At 57.9% G+C, this 19,075-nt stretch carries 18 protein-coding genes, 2 pseudogenes and 1 riboswitch; of the genes and pseudogenes, 6 read left to right on the top strand and 14 right to left on the bottom strand.

Annotated features, from left to right (window positions below; genetic code table 11):
• The first annotated feature begins 11 nt into the window (after positions 1 to 11).
• The gene (locus tag CCX46_RS17360) at positions 12 to 758 is read left to right on the top strand and encodes a class I SAM-dependent methyltransferase (RefSeq protein WP_127928381.1); all 747 of its coding nucleotides are present in this window, start codon (positions 12 to 14) and stop codon (positions 756 to 758) included.
• On the opposite strand, the gene CCX46_RS17355 is transcribed toward CCX46_RS17360, so the two are convergent.
• Complete coding sequence (locus CCX46_RS17355; protein WP_127928379.1) at positions 718 to 1,485, bottom strand: AraC family transcriptional regulator; 768 nt, start codon at positions 1,483 to 1,485, stop codon at positions 718 to 720. The two genes, CCX46_RS17360 and CCX46_RS17355, sit on opposite strands and share 41 nt — an antisense overlap.
• A gap of 108 nt (positions 1,486 to 1,593) precedes the next feature.
• Here CCX46_RS17355 and CCX46_RS17350 point away from each other — a divergent pair, with 108 nt between their 5' ends.
• Complete coding sequence (locus tag CCX46_RS17350; protein ID WP_127928377.1) at positions 1,594 to 2,478, top strand: EamA family transporter; 885 nt, start codon at positions 1,594 to 1,596, stop codon at positions 2,476 to 2,478.
• Here CCX46_RS17350 and CCX46_RS17345 read toward each other — a convergent pair.
• The 3 genes and pseudogenes from CCX46_RS17345 to CCX46_RS17335 form a co-directional block, all read right to left on the bottom strand.
• Positions 2,475 to 3,026: a GNAT family N-acetyltransferase gene (locus CCX46_RS17345; RefSeq protein ID WP_238704346.1), complete on the bottom strand. Its 552-nt coding sequence runs from the start codon at positions 3,024 to 3,026 to the stop codon at positions 2,475 to 2,477. The genes CCX46_RS17350 and CCX46_RS17345 overlap by 4 nt on opposite strands.
• A gap of 109 nt (positions 3,027 to 3,135) precedes the next feature.
• A complete protein-coding gene (locus tag CCX46_RS17340) occupies positions 3,136 to 3,291 on the bottom strand; it encodes a DUF2986 domain-containing protein (protein WP_077572520.1) in 156 nt (51 codons plus the stop codon).
• Positions 3,292 to 3,438: 147 nt separating this feature from the next.
• Positions 3,439 to 3,828 (bottom strand): annotated as a pseudogene (locus tag CCX46_RS17335) (alpha/beta fold hydrolase); the annotation flags it as partial.
• Between the two features lie 190 nt (positions 3,829 to 4,018).
• Between CCX46_RS17335 and CCX46_RS17330 the strand changes: the two are divergent.
• Complete coding sequence (locus CCX46_RS17330) at positions 4,019 to 4,474, top strand: anti-virulence regulator CigR family protein (protein ID WP_127930421.1); 456 nt, start codon at positions 4,019 to 4,021, stop codon at positions 4,472 to 4,474.
• 120 nt (positions 4,475 to 4,594) lie between these two features.
• On the opposite strand, the gene CCX46_RS17325 is transcribed toward CCX46_RS17330, so the two are convergent.
• The 3 genes from CCX46_RS17325 to CCX46_RS17315 all read right to left on the bottom strand — a co-directional run bounded on the left by CCX46_RS17325 (position 4,595) and on the right by CCX46_RS17315 (position 7,262).
• Positions 4,595 to 6,136 carry a class I SAM-dependent methyltransferase gene (locus CCX46_RS17325; RefSeq protein WP_127928375.1) on the bottom strand — a complete coding sequence of 514 codons (1,542 nt, stop codon included), beginning with the start codon at positions 6,134 to 6,136 and terminating at the stop codon, positions 4,595 to 4,597.
• 141 nt (positions 6,137 to 6,277) lie between these two features.
• The gene (locus CCX46_RS17320; RefSeq protein ID WP_127928373.1) at positions 6,278 to 6,787 is read right to left on the bottom strand and encodes a GNAT family N-acetyltransferase; all 510 of its coding nucleotides are present in this window, start codon (positions 6,785 to 6,787) and stop codon (positions 6,278 to 6,280) included.
• 52 nt (positions 6,788 to 6,839) lie between these two features.
• Positions 6,840 to 7,262, bottom strand: coding sequence for a bleomycin resistance protein (locus CCX46_RS17315; protein WP_127928371.1), 423 nt, complete (start codon positions 7,260 to 7,262; stop codon positions 6,840 to 6,842).
• Between the two features lie 305 nt (positions 7,263 to 7,567).
• On the opposite strand from CCX46_RS17315, the pseudogene panB reads away from it, so the two are divergent.
• Positions 7,568 to 8,384, top strand: a pseudogene (panB, locus tag CCX46_RS17310) (3-methyl-2-oxobutanoate hydroxymethyltransferase).
• Here panB and CCX46_RS17305 read toward each other — a convergent pair.
• The 6 genes from CCX46_RS17305 to CCX46_RS17280 form a co-directional block, all read right to left on the bottom strand.
• Positions 8,385 to 9,785, bottom strand: a complete 1,401-nt coding sequence (locus tag CCX46_RS17305) for an aminotransferase-like domain-containing protein (RefSeq protein WP_127928369.1) — start codon at positions 9,783 to 9,785, stop codon at positions 8,385 to 8,387.
• A 103-nt stretch (positions 9,786 to 9,888) separates the two neighbouring features.
• The gene (locus CCX46_RS17300) at positions 9,889 to 10,953 is read right to left on the bottom strand and encodes an NAD(P)/FAD-dependent oxidoreductase (RefSeq protein WP_127928367.1); all 1,065 of its coding nucleotides are present in this window, start codon (positions 10,951 to 10,953) and stop codon (positions 9,889 to 9,891) included.
• A gap of 181 nt (positions 10,954 to 11,134) precedes the next feature.
• Positions 11,135 to 11,338 carry a PLD nuclease N-terminal domain-containing protein gene (locus CCX46_RS17295; RefSeq protein ID WP_127928365.1) on the bottom strand — a complete coding sequence of 68 codons (204 nt, stop codon included), beginning with the start codon at positions 11,336 to 11,338 and terminating at the stop codon, positions 11,135 to 11,137.
• A gap of 54 nt (positions 11,339 to 11,392) precedes the next feature.
• Positions 11,393 to 12,310, bottom strand: coding sequence for an ABC transporter substrate-binding protein (locus CCX46_RS17290; RefSeq protein ID WP_127928363.1), 918 nt, complete (start codon positions 12,308 to 12,310; stop codon positions 11,393 to 11,395).
• Positions 12,307 to 12,666, bottom strand: a complete 360-nt coding sequence (locus tag CCX46_RS17285; protein ID WP_127928361.1) for a (2Fe-2S) ferredoxin domain-containing protein — start codon at positions 12,664 to 12,666, stop codon at positions 12,307 to 12,309. The genes CCX46_RS17290 and CCX46_RS17285 overlap by 4 nt, the downstream gene beginning before the upstream one ends.
• Positions 12,666 to 14,603, bottom strand: a complete 1,938-nt coding sequence (locus CCX46_RS17280) for a TonB-dependent receptor plug domain-containing protein (RefSeq protein ID WP_127928359.1) — start codon at positions 14,601 to 14,603, stop codon at positions 12,666 to 12,668. Before CCX46_RS17280 ends, CCX46_RS17285 begins: the two co-directional genes overlap by 1 nt.
• A gap of 93 nt (positions 14,604 to 14,696) precedes the next feature.
• Positions 14,697 to 14,902, bottom strand: a riboswitch (cobalamin riboswitch).
• 280 nt (positions 14,903 to 15,182) lie between these two features.
• Here CCX46_RS17280 and CCX46_RS17275 point away from each other — a divergent pair.
• Positions 15,183 to 15,632: a MerR family transcriptional regulator gene (locus tag CCX46_RS17275; protein WP_127928357.1), complete on the top strand. Its 450-nt coding sequence runs from the start codon at positions 15,183 to 15,185 to the stop codon at positions 15,630 to 15,632.
• 125 nt (positions 15,633 to 15,757) lie between these two features.
• On the opposite strand, the gene CCX46_RS17270 is transcribed toward CCX46_RS17275, so the two are convergent.
• Positions 15,758 to 17,569 carry a P-loop NTPase fold protein gene (locus tag CCX46_RS17270; RefSeq protein ID WP_127928355.1) on the bottom strand — a complete coding sequence of 604 codons (1,812 nt, stop codon included), beginning with the start codon at positions 17,567 to 17,569 and terminating at the stop codon, positions 15,758 to 15,760.
• Between the two features lie 250 nt (positions 17,570 to 17,819).
• Between CCX46_RS17270 and CCX46_RS17265 the strand changes: the two genes are divergently transcribed.
• Positions 17,820 to 19,046, top strand: a complete 1,227-nt coding sequence (locus CCX46_RS17265; protein ID WP_127928353.1) for an NADH:flavin oxidoreductase/NADH oxidase family protein — start codon at positions 17,820 to 17,822, stop codon at positions 19,044 to 19,046.
• The last annotated feature ends 29 nt before the right edge of the window (positions 19,047 to 19,075 follow it).

The following is a 19,075-nucleotide window of genomic DNA, read 5'->3' as shown; positions in this document are numbered from 1 at the left end:
GGAGTCTCGTCGTGAACCCAACATCAGCAGAAAAATTCGACACCTTGCGCGCCAGCGAATACGCCCGGCAAAGCCGCATCGCCCTGGCCGGCTACGACGCCTGCCACGATCTGGCGGCCTGCATGTTGGCCGCCAGTCTCGGTTCGCGCCCGGCCAACATACTGGTGGTCGGCGCGGGCGGTACGGCGCAGGAAATCATTGCGATGGCGGCGCTGGAACCGCAGTGGCGTTTCATCGCGGTCGATCCTTCCGCGCCGATGCTTGAAGCCGCCGTGCAGCATTTGGAGGCCAACGACTTGCTGCATCGGACGCAGGTTCATCTCGGGCATGTCGAGGACTTGCCGGCCGATGGGCAATTCGACGCGGCGACTTTGATCGGCGTGCTCCATCATCTGAGCGGTGACGATCCCAAGCGCCAGATCCTGCAAACGATTCAGGCACGTCTCAAGCAGGGCGCGCCGCTGATTGTCGCGGGCAATCATTACGCCTATACCAGCCAACCATTATTGCTGCAGGCATGGGGGCAGCGTTGGCGCCAGCAGGGTGCCAGTGCGGAGGAGGTGAAGGCCAAGCTGGGCAAGATTCTGCAAGGCGCCGATCCGCCGCATTCCGAGGCGGCAGTTCAGGCGCTGTTGCGCGAGGCTGGATTTGGCGAGGCGACGCGGTTTTTCAGCAGTCTGTTCTGGGGCGCGTGGCTGACGTGTAAAACGGACGCCTCTAAAAGTAGCGACTCGGCACTTCCCCCAACACTTGCTTGAACACCGTCGCAAACGCACTGGAGCTGCTGTAGCCCAAGTCCATGGCGACCTGTGTGACCGACTTACCTTTGCCGAGCATGACAATCGCCGCCAGCAGACAGGCTTGCTGGCGCCATTCGATATAGCTGATACCGGTGTGCAGCCGAAAGTGTCGGGTGAAGGTGCGTCGGCTCATGCCCGCCCGTTGCGCCATGTCGTCGATACCGACCTCCAGCGAAGGCTGCTGCAGAAACGCGCGGCATACAATTGCAAGTCTAGGTTCTGCCGGTAACGGCGCATTGAGCGAAAGCACGGGCATGTTGGCGATTTCATGCAGCAGCAAGCCCATCAAATGGCCGTCATGCCCTTGAGTGGAATAGCGCGCGGGGACATCGATAGCTTTTAGCAGCAGGTGGCGCAACAACGGCGACACCTCCAGCACCTGGCATTGCCCCGGCAGTCCGAGGCGCTGCGCCGCTTGTTTACGGATGTAGGTGTTGTGCAGCGTGACGGGGCCGCGCATTTGCATGGAGTGGCGCAATCGCGCGGGAACCCAGATGCCGCGCTGCGGCGGTACGACCCAGTTACCATCATCGGTAAACACGGTGATGACGCCGCTGGCGGCGTAGGCGAATTGGCCACGCTGATGATCGTGCAGCGGGAACAGCGTGCCGTCCGCGTAATCAATGGCGGTCACGACGGCATCGCGGGGGGTGTTCTGGTAAGGATGACGGGGCATTTCTCGCATGGCCCGATTCTAATGAAAGTTGGCCTGTGACTGAAAGCAGGCCAGGCCGATTGCCGGCATATTTCTCCGCGCCCGAGTACTTCCGCTCGGCGCCGGGAAAGATTGACCATGCAAAAGAAGCATCTTGTACTCGCCGTTGTGGTGACGGCTGTCTGGGGATTGAACTTCCCCGTGACCAAACTCGGACTGGCCGCTATCGACCCGCTGTTGCTGACTGCGCTGCGCTTCACGTTGGCTGCATTGCCCTGGGTGTTTTTCGTCGAGCGTCCACGCGTGGCGTTCAGCTGGCTGGCCGCTTACGGATTGATCTTTGGTGTGGCGATGTGGGCGTTGATCAACCTCGGCATTGCGTGGGGCGTGCCACCCGGAACGGCATCGTTGCTGATCCAGTTCAGTGCGTTTTTCACCTTGGCCTGGGGCGTGGTCTTTTTTGGTGAACGTCTGGGCCGGTTGCAATGGCTCGGCAGTTTGTTGGCCGCCGCAGGTTTGCTGGGCATCGTACTGAGTAGCCCCGGCGACGCTTCAACCGCTGGGTTGGCACTGGTTATCGGCAGCGCCTTGGCGTGGAGCATCGGCAACGTGGTGATCAAGGTATCGAAAGTGCGTGAGATCTTCGCGTTTGTGGTGTGGGCCAGCCTGTTTCCGCCCATCCCACTCATGCTGCTGACGTGGCTGCTGCATGGCTCGGCACCGTTCACCGCGCTGCCGTCGCAGCTCAACGCGACGACGGTGTTTTCGCTGGCGTTTCAGGTCTATGCCGCGACGCACTTCAGTTATTGGGGCTGGAACCTGCTGTTGCGCGAATACCCGATATCGCGTGTCGCGCCGTTGTCGCTGTTGATTCCGCTGTTTGGGATCTTCAGCTCGATGGCGATTTTCGGCCAGTACCCAGGTCTTGCTGATTGGCTTTTGATTTTGCTGGTGTTACTGGCAATCGCCTTGGGATCAGGGCACCTGCACGGATTGCTACTTCGCCTTCGCGTACACCATTAACGTTCAGCGATTGAGGCCAGCCACTGTGCCTTGGACAGTCCGTAGCACTTGCACAGAGCAGGTGCTCCGGAGAGATTCAACTCGGCGTCATACAAGTGCACAGCGCCGATTTTCAGCAGCGCTTTTTGCGATCGGATGTTGGCGGGGCCGACGTGGAAATAGACGATGTCGTAGACCGTGAATGCATGTTCCAGCATCAGTGCCTTCAACTCACGATTGGCTTCGCCACCCCATTTTGTCCGCACCAGAAAGGTGTAGCCGATGGCGATACTCTCGGGCTGATCCGGCGGCGTGTAGTAGCTCGACATACCGACGATCTGCCCCGACTCGATATCGATGACGGCAAGTGCTTTTGCGCTGGCCAGTCGCGCGGCGAAGTACGCTTCAAACACCTGCCGCTCATAGCGATCGCTGGCGGGATGGCCGGCCCAGATGAGTGGATTACTGGCGGCCAGGAACAGCGCTTCAAAGTCACTGGCAGCCAATGCCCGCAGCTTCAGCGTGCTTGCGTACAGAGCGGGTTGGCAGTCGAAGTCGCCTACAGGCATGGTTTGCGTTCCTGGTCGAACTGGGGAATGTGGCCAGTTTGGGGCGGTAAGAGGGTAAGGAAAGATCCAATTACAGGATCGGCCGTTGCCTTTGTAGCTGAGGGGGATTTCAGCTTTCGCTGGTTTCGACTGGCTCTGCGGCTTCAGCTTCCAGTTTCGCCCGATCAGCCTTGCTGATGTATTTAGGCTTTTTCGGCGCGAGTTTGGCGCTGGCCTTTTTGGCCTTTTCCTTGAACAACTGCTTGAGTTTCTTTTGACGATTCATGTTTTCTACCCGGTCTGCAAGTTTGAATATCGGTTAGCGAAGGGCGTAAACGTACGCATCAATGGACGAGCCACGAGATAGGCTGCACTTTGCCCTCAAAAAGGGGCGAATCCTGACGTAAGCCTCCGTCCAAGGCAATGCCATTCCTTACATTGCGATGAAGTCGCGCACCGCCTTGATGGTCGGCGCCGGGGCTTCTTCCATCAACCAATGTCCCGCCGCCGGGATCACCACTTCGGTGACGTTGTCCGCGGCATTGCGCATGACTATCGCTTCATTGTTGCCGAAGGACTTTTCACCGCCCACGGCCAGCACCGGCATGCTCAAGTGTTTCTGCAGGACGGGAGCGTTGTCGATGGCGTCCTGACGAATGCTGCGAAATTGCGCGAAAACCGCGTGCATGGCGCCGGGCCGGGCGTAGAGCTTGGCGTAGTGCTGACGGGTGCCTTCATCGACTTTGGCCGGGGTGCCGGCGAACTCGTTCCAGAAGCGGTCGAGGTAGATGCGCTCGCGTCCGGCCACCAGACGCTCCATGTCCGCAAGCACAAGCTTGTTCAAGGTCTTTGACCAGTACGTCGATGTGGCTGAACTTTAAATCCTTGAAATAGCTCCTGTTGGGCGGTGTCGATGGGCTGGGCTGTAATCGACGATCGGTCAGCCGGAATAAACTAAGCTGATGTGTAACGTCAAGTTGACACAGGAGCAACTCACCATGAAAGCGCGCCGCATGTTGAAGTCACGTACGTTGATTGCAATGATTTCGTCCCTTGCGCTGGTTTTCAGTTCGGCGATGGCATTGGCTGATCCCGGTAATGGGAAGGGTCAGGGCAATGGCAATGGCAAGGGCAATTCGCAGAACGTGCAGGGGCACGGCAACAAGGGCAACAACTCCGGTGGTGACTGGAGTCATGGCCCAAGCATCGATCGCGGCAATGTGCTCGGGATTGTTGGCGGCTACCGCGACTACTGGAGCCCGGGCCCTTCGCTGCCACCGGGCATTCAAAAGAACCTTGCGCGCGGCAAACCGCTGCCGCCCGGGATCGCGAAAAAGCTCGATGGACGTCTGGTCGGTCGTCTGCCGCATTACGATGGTTATGAATGGAAGCAGGTGGGCACGGATCTGATCCTCGTCGCGCTGGCAACCGGGCTGATTTATGAGGTGCTCAACGGGGCGTTTGATTAAGGCGCCCCTTGGCAAATGCTGCCGTTTGCCATGGGCTTTTGACTGCCGGCAGTGGCCTGTGCCGATGGCGCGAGTGGCAGCAGATTTCCTGCCTGCACCACTGCGCGCCACCCACCTTGATCAAACGATTTTCAAAGCACTCAGCACGATCAGCGATTGCTCGGCAAAAGCCTGAGCCTGTTCGGTCAGTGCGGCGATGTTGGCTTCGGCGGTGGTCAGCGTTTTGCCGTCCTTGACCAACACTTCGTTTTGTTCGGCGATGACGCTCCACGCCAGTTGCGCCCACTCCGCCGGGTGCTGCTTGCCCTGACGGATCGCAATCAGGAACAGTTGCTGGAAACGACTGACGGTGACGCCGCCACCGGTAACCGGGCTGCTCAGCACCTGAATGTCGGCATTGAACAGCGCGCGTTTGCACAGTTGCAGGTTGAACGCGGCGCAGCGTTCGTACACCAGCGCCTCGGCGGCTTCGCTCTGGCAAGGGGCTACCGCGCCCATACTGACCAGGATGGCGATGGCCTGTTCCAGATCGTCGTAGGCCATTGGTGACACCGCATCGAGCAACTGCTGCATCGTTTTGGCTTCGTAGGTCTGGCCGGCGAGTGCATCGAGGACCGGGCCGTAAATTTCCGCTTGCAGTGACGCTTCGCCAGCAGGGCCGGTGACACTGGACGCTACGTTTTCTGTCGGTTGCATCAGCACAAATCGCGTATTGAGCATTCGCGACCGGCGCTCGGCAGCGCTGAGTCGGTTGGCACCGCGCACATACAGGTCGCGACGGAAAGCCTGGTTGACGAAGTAGTCACGCGCCTGCTCGCGCATCACCGGGTGTTCGATACCGTCGAGAAAGGCCAGGCCTTCGGCGCTCAGGTTGAGTACGTCGACCGAATCCAGCGGCACCGCCGTCGTGACGTAATCGAGCTTGGCCGGGGCCAGCGCATCCACCATGTCGGCGAAATACATGCAGTTCCAGTCGCGATTGAAATATTCGTGAGCGACGTATTGGCGGTCCTGACCTTTGATGGTCTGCAGCCGGGCGCCCAGACTCGGCGCGGCGATGGCGTACTTGGGGTTGGCCGCCAGCAGCGCTTCGGAAAACTGCAACGCGGCATCGATGCGCTGATCCGCCCGCGTCGAGTGACTGGCAAAGCGGTCGTGCAGGCTGAACAACTGGCGCAACGGCGCTGAAGGCGACCAGCCCGGGAAGGCGTTGTAACTGACGTAGAGATGACCACCCGGTTTAAGGTGGCGGCGGGTGAATTCGACGATCAGTTTCTGGTTGTCGCGGCTGACCCAGGTCCAGATGCCATGCAGGCTGATGCTGTCGAACTGCGGCAAATCATTGCGCGCCAGTAGTTGCTCGAAGCTGTCGTCATAGAGTCTTGCGCCGTTGTTGCTGAGTTCCGCCAGCTCAATCGCGTGAGCCGCCTGACCGGGGTGGAAGTCCGTACCGACGAAACCGGCAGGGCTGGCTGTGGCGTGAATATTGATTGACACACCCTGACCGAAACCGAGTTCGCAGTGGTAACCGTCGGGATTGTCCAGCCCGGCAAAGCCGCGCAACAACAGGCAGTAACGCTGGAAAACCGGATTGATTTCCCGGCTATAGCTGTAGGTGTAGCCTTCGTCGGTGAAATAACCTTCGTTCCAGGCGTTGCTCATGGGTGCAGCCTCTTGAATCGTAATAGGAAGTGGCACTTACAGGGAGGTGGACTGGCGTCGTGAAAACCTCTCGGTGTCCATCAGAATGTTGTCGGCAGGATGGCAGCATTCGATAGGGGGCATGCGGATATTTCGCAGAGGTTATTGATGATCGGACTTGTCCGCTGCTGACAAACGCACACCCATCTCAAAGGCGCGGGTCTCGAACCCGAACTCGGCATACATGCGCACCGCGCGCTCGTTGAATGGCCATACCGTCAGGCGCAAATCCTGCGCATCGTGCGCGATGGACCAGTCCTTGACGCGTTGAATCAGCGTACGACCGATACCTTTACCCCAGAACGGTTCGGCGACACACACCGAACCAATGCGCACCACGTTCTGCGGCTGCATCAACGGCCCGGAACTGGCGGACAGGGTGGCCGTAATGAACGCCACGGGCCGTTCACCGGCGCTGGCGATAAAGACGATCTGGCCTGCCTTTTCAAATACCCCGGCCCAGTGCGGCAAATCTCGGGTGAAATCTTCGGTGGCGGCGGCGTAGATATCGGGGCGGGCGGCGTGGTGAACCGAATTGAGCAATTGGCCCAGTTCGCACATCGCCGGCGCATCTTCGGCGGTGGCAGTTCGGTAGGTAATGACTTCTTCCATGAATGGCGCTCCTGTGTTGTTCGGCAATCGTAGCGTTGCGTCAGGGTAAAGCTCAAATTGCTCGTTCACCCAAGCGCTCTACCAGTCTGACCAGATACCCGTCGGGATCCTGAACGATGAATTCGCGCTGGCCGACTTCAATGTTGTCAGCGCGATACCAAGTGTCTTGGCAATCACGGTAAAGCGAAAAACCGGCCTGCCCGAGATGACGGATGATCGAAGCGACTTCGGCAACATCGATCTGCAGGTTGATGCCGCGTCCGAAGGGCTTGCTCAGCGGTGCCGTCAACCATTGGCCGGCATCTGGATCAACTTGCTCGAGCATGACCTGTGCGCCATTCAGATTCAGGTAGGCGAAACCGTCTTCGGGCCGCTGATAAGCGATGCTGAATCCCAGGCAAGACACCCAGAACCGCAGGCTGTTTTGCAGGTTGGTCACCATCAATTCCGGGACCAGTCTGTTGCGTTCGAGCATGAGGTGACTTCCGTTTCGAGTTGTAAGCCGTGATCAAAATCGATCGGTTGAATCCTTCGTAAGCTTCGTATCCTGCGGTAAACGGCTGAATAAAACATCCAGGCTGCTATCGGCATTTCACCGAGAACGTCCGAAGCAGGGTGCACGTGGGTCGCTTTTTAAGGCAAATCTGTACATTGAATTTTTTTACGTCAGGCGAATAATCGAGCGCTCGAAACCTTTGGAATTGAGCACTGTATGAAAGATTTTCGCGTTGATTTCGGCGACATTTATCGTTTACGGACGGCTGCCTCAAGGAGCCGCCCATGAGCCTGCATACCCGCACGAAACGCCTGACCGTGCCGCAACTGGTCGCCATGAAAGGCCAACAGAAAATCGTCTCGCTGACGGCGTACTCCAGCAGTATCGCCAAATTGATCGACCCGATCGTCGACTTCATTCTGGTCGGCGACTCTACGGCCATGGTCGGTTATGGCCGCGCCTCGACGCTGAGCATGCAGCTTGAAGAAATCATCGGCCACACGCGGGCGGTGGTCGATAGCACGCGTCTGGCCTGTGTGGTGGCCGACATGCCCTTTTGGCAGTTATCAGGAATCCCACGAGCAGGCGTTTCGTAATTGCGCTCAGGTATTGGCGCGGACCGGTTGCGACGCGGTGAAGCTGGAGGCCAACAAGGCCTTGGCGCCGACGGTCGAGTTTCTGGTGGCACGTGGTATTCCGGTCATGGCCCATGTCGGGTTAATGCCGCAGTTCGTCAATGTCATGGGCGGCTTCAAGGCCCAGGGCCTGACCGCTGAGACCGGCGCAGTGATTGCCGAGGATGCCCGGGCCAATCTCGAGGCAGGCGCCTTCAGCCTGTTGCTCGAAGGTGTGGCGGAGGGCGTGGCGCGGCAGATTACCCTGGAGTCGAAAATGCCCACCATCGGCATCGGCGCCTCACCGGCTTGCGACGGGCAGGTGCTGGTCACCGAAGATGTGCTCGGCCTGGGCGGTGAGCATCTGCCGCGTTTCGTCAAACGCTACGCCGATGTCGGCGCAGTGATCAGTGAGGCCTGCGCGCAGTTTGCCGACGATGTGCGCCATGGCCGGTTTCCTGAAGCGCGGCATTGTTATGGACTCTAATTACGCGTGATGTTCTGCGCCGATAGCCTGCGCCAGTCGTTGCACCGCATGGCCGATGTCCTTGTCCCAATCGAGGCTGTAGCTCAGGCGCAGGTACTGCTTCCAGGCGCCTTGCTGGCTGAAGATCTCGCCGGGGGCGATGACGATTCGCTCGGTCAGCAAGCGCTCGAACACCCGTTGCATGTCGATCGGCCGCACAGCCTTGAGCCAGAAGCTCGCACCGCCCTGTGGGGCGACTACCTGCCACTGACCGTTACCGTGTTCTTCCAGCAAGGTCTGTAGCTGTTGCATGCGCTTGCGCAACAGTGCTCGCAGGGTGGTCAGGTGCTGATCGATGCGCCTGGAGCTGTAGAGTCTGGCAATCGCTTTCTGCCGAATGGGCGAGAGGCGAAACCCACGCTGCATAAACAATCGATGAAATTGCGGTGCATGCTGGCGGCACAGCACATAACCATACGGGGCTTCGCCGCCAATGATCTTGTCGAACGTCGAGAACACCAGCAGCTTGTCCGGGTCGGCAAAATCGCGATAGCGCGCGGGTGAATCGGAGAAACACAACTCGCCCCAAGCATCGTTTTCGAACAGCCAGACATCGCGCTCGGCCAGCCAGTGACAGATCTGCTGTTTATCCTGTGCTGGCATCAACTGGCCTTGGGGAATATTCACCGTGGAGGAGAGCACCGCCAGGCGCACCGGTTCGCGTGTGAGCAGTTCGTTCAGCGCGGGCAGGTTGAAGCGGCCATCATCGCCGAGGGGCATTTCGATGACGCGGATATTGGCCGCCTGCAATTGGCGCAGAATCGCCCATGAGCAAGGCGACTCCACCAGTGCCACGCTGCCACCGAGGTTCAAGGCGCTGAGCGACAACTCCAGCACGCTGCGCAGGTCCGCGCCGATGTACACCTGCTCGGCCTGCCAGTGGCTGTGCGCGGAACGGGTGTAGCGTTCAGCCAGGGCGGCGCGTAATTCCGGCTCGCCGAGTGGCTGATAGAGCGGTGCATTCGACGGCGGGTATTGGCGAGTCAGCTCACGCTCGATCAGCAACAACGGCCCCTGCAGCGACAGCAACATCGCCGGCGCATCGCTGCTCAACGCCAACATCGCAGGTTGACGGGCACTGGCGAAGACGCTGTCCAGAAGATTGCCGGAGCTGGCTGTCACAGGCGCCGCCGGCATCGACCGGGTGAAATAGCCGAACCTGGGTTTGGCGCGGATTCTGCCTTCGTCCTCAAGCAGTGCGTAGGCGTATTTGGTCGTCGACACCGAAACGCCGAGGCGCAGGGCCAGTTGTCGCAGGGATGGCAGTTTCTGCTCAGTCGTGCCACTGGCCGCCTCGATCAGGCCGACGATGTAGTGATAGACCGCTTGATAGGCGAACGCGGTGTGCTTGGGGGCCGGCAATGTTGTTCTCCTGTTCACTGCGATTTTTCGCTGTCCGAGTTGCGCAAAATGACCATGCGTTGCTGGTGCGCATTCCTTGCTGCAAGACGTCGGCGAGTCTAAATCAAGCATCGCCCGAGTTCTTGAAAAAGCGCTGAGGACGGCACGGCACAAGGGCTGCAGATGACTGGCGATCAAGGATTTCTTCACTGGCGAGGCGCCCGACGATTGCCGCCAGCGTTACACCGGGATGCATCGCACAAACGTAAACTCCGCCGACGCCGGGCAGGTAACCGACCACGGGGATGCCATCAGTGGGCATGGGCCGGATTCCGACGGCGACGGTTTGCGGCTCAATCAAAACCACCCCGTGAAGTTCTTTGCGTATGGCTTCGGCGGTTTGCCGTGCGATGTCCGTCGGCGAGTTACCCGGCGTTTCTCCCAGATAATCTTCAGCGGCCAGCAACGTGCCGTCGGCGCTTTGCCGAATTTCCATTTCGGGGCTGGAAATGATGCCTTTGACGAGGCCCGGTTGGGTCTTGTAGCGGATGAAAATGGCCGGCGAGGCGTCGATGGGCAGGGAAACGTTGAGCATCTGTGTTAACTGCCGGGTGCCAGTCCCCGCGGCAAGCACAACAAGGTCGGCCTCAAACGTGCCCGCTGTGGTTTCAACGCCAGTGACATCTGCGTTGCAGGTTTTGAAAGCGGTCACTCGGGTTTGCGTGAGCAATTGCGCCCCCAGCGCCCGGGCGCTGGCAATCAAGGCGTGGGTGGTCTGCACGGCGTCGAGCGCACCTTCGTCAGCGCGAAATAACGCGCACGGTGGGGGATTTTTCAGATTGGGTTCGCGGGCAAGCACCTCGGCAGACGATAACAATGTCGCCGACGCCGGATACTCTGCTGATTCGTTGTACGACAAAGCCCCGGTCCAGCGAATCTGCAAATCCGGCAGCTCGGTTTCGAGTCGTCGATATGCTTCTATGGCCATACCGCGCAACTGCGCAATCGGATCAGCGCCGGCGTGCGTGGCAGTGATCCAGGCGAAAGAGCTTGCCGTCACGCCGCTCGCGATCTCGTCAGCCTCGATCAACGTGACCTGCGCACCTTTACCGGACAGGTGATACGCAAGGGAAGCGCCGACGATGCCTGCACCCACCACCACAATTCGCCCACATGCTTTCTGATCCATTTCAACATTCCCTGTTGTCGACGGCTGATCCTGCAACAGGGTGACGATGGGAGCAAACAGAAAAGAGCCCGGCCAAAGCAGGGCTCGTAAACCTGCAACGGGTTAAGCGGCCATATTTCCCGCGGGCATTTGGCATGCCAGTCCGTGACGGATGCTCAGTCGCTATGGATCAAGAGTCAGGTTACGACGCCGAATGCCGACTGACATGCTTGGGCCCCGCCAACGCCCAGGCAATCAAGCCGAACAACGGCACAAACACGATCAGCACAATCCATACACCTTTGTTGCTCGATTTCCCCTGACTCTTGCGCACCCGATTGATGGCCCAGAGTTCGATTAGCAGAAGAACTGCCGCCAGTACGATCCACACGGTTTCGATTTGCATTGGCTACCTCCTGATGGTCTGTTCGTTAGGTGGCGTGCGGTGCGGCGGGTTCATTTATTTTTTGTCCAGCGCGTTGAGCTGGCGGGCCAGTTGCAAGGCGACGCGGCCGCTGTTGTAGGTTGGCAGCAGGTGGGTGAAAGGGATCTCGATGATGCGGTTCTCGCGCACCGCGCGCAGTTGCGAGAGGACCGGGTCGTGGGTCAACAGGTAGCGTTTGCGGCGGGCGGGCGACCATTCGGCGTCGGCCAGCAGGATCACGTCCGGGTCGCTGGCCAGCAGGGTTTCGCTGTTGACGGTGACTCGATACAGGTTGATGTCGGCGAACACATTGCGTGCCCCGGCAGCCGCCAGCAGCGGAGTGACAAATCCGCGTCGGCCTTCGCTGTCGAGGCCTTTGACTTCGCTGTCGAGATAGAACACGGACAACGGTTTACCCGTGCCGGCCAAGGCTCGGGCGCCGGCAATGTCCTTTTCCATGGAGTCGATCAATGCTTGGGCTTTTTGCTGCTGGTGCAGCAGCTTGCCCAGCGTCAGCAAGTCATTGCGTACATGCGCGAAATAATCCAGCGAGTGCCCGTTGCAGGCGGATTCCAGCAGATACGAACCCACGCCATTGCGCGCCAGTCCCGAGCGGGAGGTCACCCCGTCGCCGAACGCCGTGGCAAAACCGCCGATCACCAGATCCGGCTTCGCAGCGTAAAGCACTTCGCTGGCCGGGTATTGCCGCGCGATCACCGGCACACCGAAATAATCGGCTTGGCGCTGCCCGGCACCGGTGTCATCCAGATAAGCCACGCCGACCAGCGCTGGCCCGGCACCCAGTGCCAGCACGAGATCCGCCGCATGCTGATTGAGCGCGACGATGCGTGAGGGCGCAGCGGCGCGCCAGTCTTCGCCGCAATTACGGTAAGTGTCGGCGAGCGCGGGCGCGGCACAGAGCAGGGCACTCAATAACATCCACAACCTGTTCATGGCCGCGCCTTGATCAGCAAGTTCGCAACCACTTCACCGTCCACCAGATGCCCCTCGACCAGCCGCTGCACATCTTCATGGCTGCGCACGCCATACCAGCAGCGCTCCGGATACACGGTCACGATCGGCCCCTGATTGCACGGAAACTGGCAGTGCGTGCGCGTCAGCAAGACGCCGCCCGGTTTCTCGATGCGATCGTGCGCGAGTAAATGCCGGCGCAAGGTTTTCCATAACTGCAAGGCGCCGCGTTGGGTGCAACGCGGGCCGGTGCAGAGGAACACATGGCGTGCGTGCTCGGGCACGTGCGACCAGTCCGGGTGCGTGTCGACGCCGTCGACGGTTTTGATGTCACTCATCAGAAGCGGTACGTGTAGCGTACTTCGGAGGTGAACGGCCGGCCGAGGTTATCGACGTTGCTCGAACGGCTGGTGACGTAATCGCGGTCGAAGAGGTTTTCCACCAGCAGGCTGACGCGGTGTTGGTGGGCGTTGTCGAGATAGCGATAAGCGTCGGCGTCGACCACTGAATAGTTGCCGTACTCGACCTGCTTCGAGCTTTTGATGTCGCGGATATAGCGGATCGCACCGCCGGCGCCCCACAGGCGGTTTTCCGATTCATAACCCACGCGTGAACGGGCGAAGAAGCTCGGGATGTCGTTGATCGTCACACCGCTGCGCGACTCGGTGAGGTTGCGGGTCATGTCCGCTTGCAGGCTCCACTGATCGTTGAGCGCCAGTTTGGCGTCGGCCTCGAAACCGCGCATCTGGATCGTGCCTTCACCGTTGACCCACTGAATGTCATCGAGGGTGATCAGGTCGTCGATCTTGCGTTTGAACAGGGTCACGCTGGCGCTGAATTCGCGGTCGAGCAGAAAGCCTTTGTAGTCGACACCCAGTTCGGCGTTGCGGCTTTTTTCCGGTTTGAGATTGCGGTTGCCGATCTCGTCGCCCGGCTCGTTGACGAACAGTTGCTCGGCGTTCGGCAGTTTGTAGGCGCTGCCGTACTGACCGCGCACCGACCAGTTGTCGTTAAGGTCATACAGCGAAGTGAGCATGCCGACCGTGGCACTGTCGCCGCCGCTCATGGCCTCGTGACGCACGCCGATGCTCGGGTGCCAGTCGGGCAGGGCGTCGATCTGCGGGCGCAGTTGCGTGTAGAACGCGTGCGCTTCAGCCTTGTCGTTGTCGATAATCAGCACATCGTCCTGGCCCTTGAACCATTGGTTGTCGGTGCCGAACACCAACACATGGCCACCGGGCAATTCTGCTTTGCCTTCGGCCTGCACGCCCCAATCGGTGAAGCCCCAATAGTCGTTGTGGTTGATGACTTTGGTGCCGCCGCCGGCGACGTTGTTGACCCGGGTGTAGCGCGTGTCCCAGTCGTTGATATGGCCTTTGACGAAGTAGCTCAGACGCTCATTGATGGTCTGCTCGAAAGTCGCCGTGGCGATCTGCTGCACGCGGTCATTGGTGGTTGTGTGGTTGTCCACCGGGCGGGCGAAGTCGAGGTTGGCGTCGGCGTACTGGTAGAACAGTTCCAGCCGTGCATCCTCGCCAAACGACTGAATCGCCTTGCCGCCGAAGGTGGTGACTTCGTAGGCGCGGTTCTTCTCGCTGACGTTTTTCATGTCGCGGTTGCGATAGGGCTGGTAACCGTCGGAGACGTTGTGGCTGACGTACGCGAGCAAACCGAGATCGCCGAAACCGTTGCTGAAGATGTTTTCGATCCGAGCGTCTTCTGTGGTGCCGCCGAAGCTGTCGACGCCCAGATTCACTTCGCCAGAGGTTTTGCGCGATTGCGGGCTGCGGGTGACGATGTTGATCACGCCCGACACGGCTTGAGTGCCGAACAACAGGCTTTGGCCACCCTTGAGCACTTCAATGCGCTCGATGGCATTGGCCGGCAGGGTGTCCAGATAGAGGCCGCCGTACAGGCGATTGTTCAGGCGCACGCCGTCGAGCAGGATCAGCGTGTCGTCGTTGCGCCCGCCGAGCAGCGAATAGGTGCCGTAGTCGAACGGGCCGTTTTTCGGCGCGACATACAGGCCGGGAATAAACATCTGCATGACGCGGCTGACATCGGCGCTGGGCCCGGCGCGTTCGATCTGCTCACGGGTGACGATCTCGACCTTGCTGCCGAACTTCGCCATCTCGGCGACCGTGGTCGACTCCACCGACGGTGCGGAAACGATTTGCGGATTGAGTTCCAGCGGCGTGTCATCTGCCAGCAGCAGGGGACTGAACAAACAGCCGAACAGAAGGGTTGGAGCCGAGGTGTAGAAAGGTCGAATCATTGTCTTCTCGAAAAGGATCTTCGCAGAAGAGCATGCAGGAGAAGGCATCGCGCACAGCCAATACCGGCCCATGCCCGCCCACCGCAGGATTTTGCCAAACAGAAATTCCAGGCCGGTCTCCGGGCTCGCGCGTATCGAGGCTTTCACCTTCCCATGGCCGTGCGGCCACAGTGGTGTATCGAAAGCATCACGCGCATACCGTTGCGGGGGCAGCACCGGACTTGTTCGAAAAGAACGTACCGGTTTCCCGTTTCACCCCATGCACGGCGGCATGGGACACCTGAAACTGGGCGGCATCTGAACATTCGAATGACCGTTCGTCAACTTGCCAATTATCGGCTGGGGGGCGACGGCGATAGCCATGAGGATGTCTGCATACACCGCAATACCCTGTAGGAGTGAGCCTGCTCGCGATTGCGCAGGGTCAGTCAACCTATTCGGTGCAGACACTCCGCTATCGCGAGCAGGCTCACTCCTACAGGGGCACAAGATTGGTGTAGATCCTGTCCGCCAGCATTGGCCGTCAAATCCTTGAAGGTTTAAAGTTCACTTCAAAGTCATTTGCAGCTCAGGTCAATCATGAAAATCGGCGAACTGGCAAAAATCAGCGGTCTGGCGCCTTCGCGCATCCGCTTCTATGAGGCGAGCGGGCTGATCAAGTCGGTCGAGCGCAAGGCCAACGGTTATCGCGACTACGCCCCGGAAACCGAGTGGATCCTGCATATCATCACCGGCGCGCAGTCAGCGGGTTTTTCCCTCGAGGAAATCCGCCAGTTACTGCCGGTGAACGCGCAGGAATGGCAGCACGAAGAAATGCTGGTCGGGCTCAAACGCAAGGTCGAAGAAATCAAAATCCTCCAGCAACGCCTGGCGCATAACAAGGCGCAGTTGCTGCGGGTCATTCACGGCATCGAGAGCAAACCGGCCGACGTCGGCTGTGCCGACAACGCGCAGTTGTTGATCAGCCAGATCCGCGAGGAGAAGGCGCCGGTGATTTCCGGCCTGCGTGGCATGGCCTCCGGGAAGTAAAAGCGTATTGAAAGGCCGCCGTTTGACGGTGCTGGCCGATAGATTTAGAGACTCTAGTTTGAGTTCAATGAGAGTCAACGCTTGGCATCACTGTCATGAGAGGATGCCAAGCGGGTATGTGATAGTTACTGGTAAGAGTGAACTACGGGTGCCAACATGCTCTGGAAATTGGCAATCGTCGGGTCAATGAGTTTTTTCAGGTTATATTTTTTCAAGGGCCCCACGTTGTCAAAACGCGCTTCGATTGCGATTTTTACCTTTTCCCAAAAGTCCAGTTCGAGTGTGAGTTCGTTGCTGCCATGATTGGATCTTAAACGGTCCGTGAGATAACGCTCTGAGGCAATCTCAATGAAGTCAGCAATGGCTGTATTAGGAGCCTCGACAAGCGCAGTAACGAACAAATCCACATCAACATCCGTGAAGAACACAGTATGGCGGTGCTCGGTGATCAGTAATTTAACGAGTGTCGTCCGGGTGCCTTGTTTAATGGCCGTATAGAAGCTAGAAAGTTTGTCTGAAGCGTGAGTTTTGGATTTTTCAATCTGGGCTTTTTTGAAAGCGTCCGCGTGCGCACTTATAAAAAACTCGAACGAGTGTGCCAGTTTTTCGTTGCTCTTCAGGTTGGCCACTTCCCACTGAATAAAATCATTGAGATTGCAATTTTTCCAACTGTCGGAACCTTGATGTTTTCTCGGATAAGCACTTATGCAGTTAGCCAGGTCAGTGGCTTCCATATGACTCAAGTCATGTTCAATTAACTTCGCCATCAACTCCGCCTTTCTAAGGAATTTTAGCGGGTGTTCATCATCAAGGCTTAAAATTTCACTTTCCAGCGTATTGTTGAGGAGGAGGAACTCATCATCTTCCAGAGAATGAAAGTAGTTGATTTTTTCCAGCGTGTCCTGCTCGGGTGTCTCCTGTTTTGCAAAAAATGGCAGTGACTCGGAGAGTAAGTTGATTTTTGAGTGGTCGCCGTTAAACAGAACATCGAACCAAAAGTTATCTCTCAAGATTGGTAGTTCCGAAGGGAAGTATTTTTTTGTGAAAGCCGTGCCTGATTGGAAAATATTATTGCATAACAGGTCTTCCTTACGAATCTTGGCAGACCTGACTTCCATGCTGAGTGCAAAAAATGTTTTGGCTAGCAAGTTTGCGTATTTTTCATGGTCTTGAAATTTACGTTCAAGGGTATCCCACATTTGGGAGAAATCGTCGATTGCCTGTTTTAGCGATCGGAGGTTGCGACAGTCTGACGCGGCATAGGCTTCTACAATTATTTTTTTGAATTGCTGGATGTTATCTGCGTCGTCATGGAGGAATCGCTCAATGACGTCTTCAGCACTGTGATTGACCAGAAAAGTTTTGCTGATAACTTTTTCTTTGAATTTTCTATAGTTCTCTTCCTGCCCTCTCTCGAGTTCCGCTTCGTTGGCAATCAATATGGTTTTTATCTGGCAGGTTTCTACGATGTGGTTGATGTAGCCTAGTAAATCCTGGAGCGGGATTCTAGAGCGTTCAACATCGTCAAGAATCAGCGCGTAGTCGGATTTTCCATCGATGAGCAGGTTGTATAAATTGATATCTCCTGCATTAGCGCTCATGGAGATTTCAGTTTTCATTTCTCCGGGCGCTTCCAGCTTTATTGCGGTCGCCAGTTTTTTGACCGAGTTCCCCAAGAGTTTCATTGCTTTGGAGTTCATGACAGGATAAAAGAATCCTAGTATGCGGTCTTCCACTTCGGATATTTTGTGGAGTCCAAACAGGCTGACTTTAACCAGTTTAAGGTTTTTAATTTTGTTGTTTGTGACAAAAAAATTGATGAAGTGAGTTTTACCACAACCCCAATTCCCGGTGAGTAAAATGGCTTGGCTCGAGTGTTTGCTATTTAGGTAGTGAAGTAAATTCGTTTCGATATTTTCGTTGACTGATTCGGTCATGTGTCATTTCCCTATGAATTTCGAACGATATTAAAAATGCAGTAGAAATTTTCTCTAGCGTTAAATGCGGATTCTGGCCTAGAGCCATCATGCGCAGTGTCTACTTTTCATTAAGGGCAGCGCAATCCCTTTGCCCGTTTTCAGACACCCTCCCGCGTCTGGAATCTTATCCGGAAGCTTTCGAAAAAACGATTGACCCTAAAGTTGGCTTTAATCTTATGGTTGTCCCACGCCCAATCGAGGACTCCTCATGAACGTGTTCGACAACCTGATGCTCCCCAACGGTTCGACCCTCAAGAACCGCATTGCCAAAGCCGCCATGGAAGAAAACATGGCCGACGCCGATCAGGCACCTTCGGAAGAACTGATGCGCCTGTATCAAGCTTGGGCCGATGGCGGTGCCGGGCTGTTGATCACTGGCAACGTCATGGTCGATGGCCGCGCGATGACCGGGCCGGGCGGCGTGGTGCTGCAGGACGATCAGCAATTGGCCAAGTTCAAGCGCTGGGCGCAGATTGGCCGCTCGGGCGGCGCGCAGTTCTGGCTGCAGATCAACCATCCCGGCCGACAGATGCAGGCCAACCTCGGGCAGAAAACCTGGGCGCCATCGGCGGTCCCGCTCAACATGGGCAGCCTGTCCAAACATTTCTCCACGCCCCATGCGATGACTGCCAGTGTGATTGCAAAGGTCGTTCAGCGTTTCGCCCGCAGCGCACAGCTTGGCGAGCATGCCGGCTTCACCGGTGTGGAAATCCACGCCGCCCATGGTTATCTGTTGAGTCAGTTTCTTTCGCCGCTGACCAATCAGCGCACGGACCAGTGGGGCGGCTCGCTGGAGAACCGCGCGCGGCTGTTGCTGGACATCGTCAAGGCTGTGCGTGCACTGGTTTCTGCGCAGTTTGCGGTGGCGGTGAAACTCAATTCCGCCGACTTCCAACACGGCGGCTTCAGCGCCGATGAGGCGCGACAAGTCGTCGAATGGCTCAACGATCTGGGTGTGGATCTGGTCGAATTGTCCGGCGGCAGCTACGAAGCCCCGGCCATGCAGGGCGAGGCGCGAGATGGTCGTACCCTGGCACGTGAGGCGTACTTCGTCGAGTTCGCCCAGGACCTGCAGAAAGTCGCGCGGATGCCGCTGATGGTTACCGGCGGCGTACGTCGTCGGCCCATCGCTGAAATGGTCGTTAACAGTGGTGTGGACATGGTCGGCATCGGCACGGCACTGGCCATCGATCCGAACCTGCCGCGTGACTGGCTGCAGGGCAGGGACAGTGCCCCCGAACTGCCGCCGATCACCTGGAAGAACAAGGCCATGGCGTCGCTGGCCAACATGGCGGTGGTCAAGTTCCAGTTGCGCAAACTCAGTCAGGCGAAAACACCAGATCCGCACGTGTCACCGCTGCGCGCGCTGATCATGCAGCAAATCGGCAACGCCTTGCGTACCCGCCAGTACCGCAAGTGGGTGGCGAGCAACTGATCTGAATGGCTTGCTGACGCTCGGCCCTA

Origin of the sequence: Pseudomonas sp. RU47 (assembly GCF_004011755.1) — a bacterium.
Classification (GTDB): domain Bacteria; phylum Pseudomonadota; class Gammaproteobacteria; order Pseudomonadales; family Pseudomonadaceae; genus Aquipseudomonas.
This window is presented reverse-complemented; position numbering and strand designations above follow the sequence as displayed.

Bases quoted from the DNA above. Each gene is read 5' to 3' on its own strand.
- CCX46_RS17340 (WP_077572520.1), bottom strand. From the start codon at position 3,291: ATGAATCGTCAAAAGAAACTCAAGCAGTTGTTCAAGGAAAAGGCCAAA.
- CCX46_RS17345 (WP_238704346.1), bottom strand. From the start codon at position 3,026: ATGCCTGTAGGCGACTTCGACTGCCAACCCGCTCTGTACGCAAGCACG.
- CCX46_RS17265 (WP_127928353.1), top strand. From the start codon at position 17,820: ATGAACGTGTTCGACAACCTGATGCTCCCCAACGGTTCGACCCTCAAG.
- CCX46_RS17325 (WP_127928375.1), bottom strand. From the start codon at position 6,136: ATGAGCAACGCCTGGAACGAAGGTTATTTCACCGACGAAGGCTACACC.
- CCX46_RS17315 (WP_127928371.1), bottom strand. From the start codon at position 7,262: ATGCTCGAACGCAACAGACTGGTCCCGGAATTGATGGTGACCAACCTG.
- CCX46_RS17350 (WP_127928377.1), top strand. From the start codon at position 1,594: ATGCAAAAGAAGCATCTTGTACTCGCCGTTGTGGTGACGGCTGTCTGG.
- CCX46_RS17300 (WP_127928367.1), bottom strand. From the start codon at position 10,953: ATGGATCAGAAAGCATGTGGGCGAATTGTGGTGGTGGGTGCAGGCATC.
- CCX46_RS17355 (WP_127928379.1), bottom strand. From the start codon at position 1,485: ATGCGAGAAATGCCCCGTCATCCTTACCAGAACACCCCCCGCGATGCC.
- CCX46_RS17290 (WP_127928363.1), bottom strand. From the start codon at position 12,310: ATGAACAGGTTGTGGATGTTATTGAGTGCCCTGCTCTGTGCCGCGCCC.
- CCX46_RS17280 (WP_127928359.1), bottom strand. From the start codon at position 14,603: ATGATTCGACCTTTCTACACCTCGGCTCCAACCCTTCTGTTCGGCTGT.
- CCX46_RS17270 (WP_127928355.1), bottom strand. From the start codon at position 17,569: ATGACCGAATCAGTCAACGAAAATATCGAAACGAATTTACTTCACTAC.
- CCX46_RS17320 (WP_127928373.1), bottom strand. From the start codon at position 6,787: ATGGAAGAAGTCATTACCTACCGAACTGCCACCGCCGAAGATGCGCCG.
- CCX46_RS17275 (WP_127928357.1), top strand. From the start codon at position 15,183: ATGAAAATCGGCGAACTGGCAAAAATCAGCGGTCTGGCGCCTTCGCGC.
- CCX46_RS17295 (WP_127928365.1), bottom strand. From the start codon at position 11,338: ATGCAAATCGAAACCGTGTGGATCGTACTGGCGGCAGTTCTTCTGCTA.
- CCX46_RS17285 (WP_127928361.1), bottom strand. From the start codon at position 12,666: ATGAGTGACATCAAAACCGTCGACGGCGTCGACACGCACCCGGACTGG.
- CCX46_RS17330 (WP_127930421.1), top strand. From the start codon at position 4,019: ATGTTGAAGTCACGTACGTTGATTGCAATGATTTCGTCCCTTGCGCTG.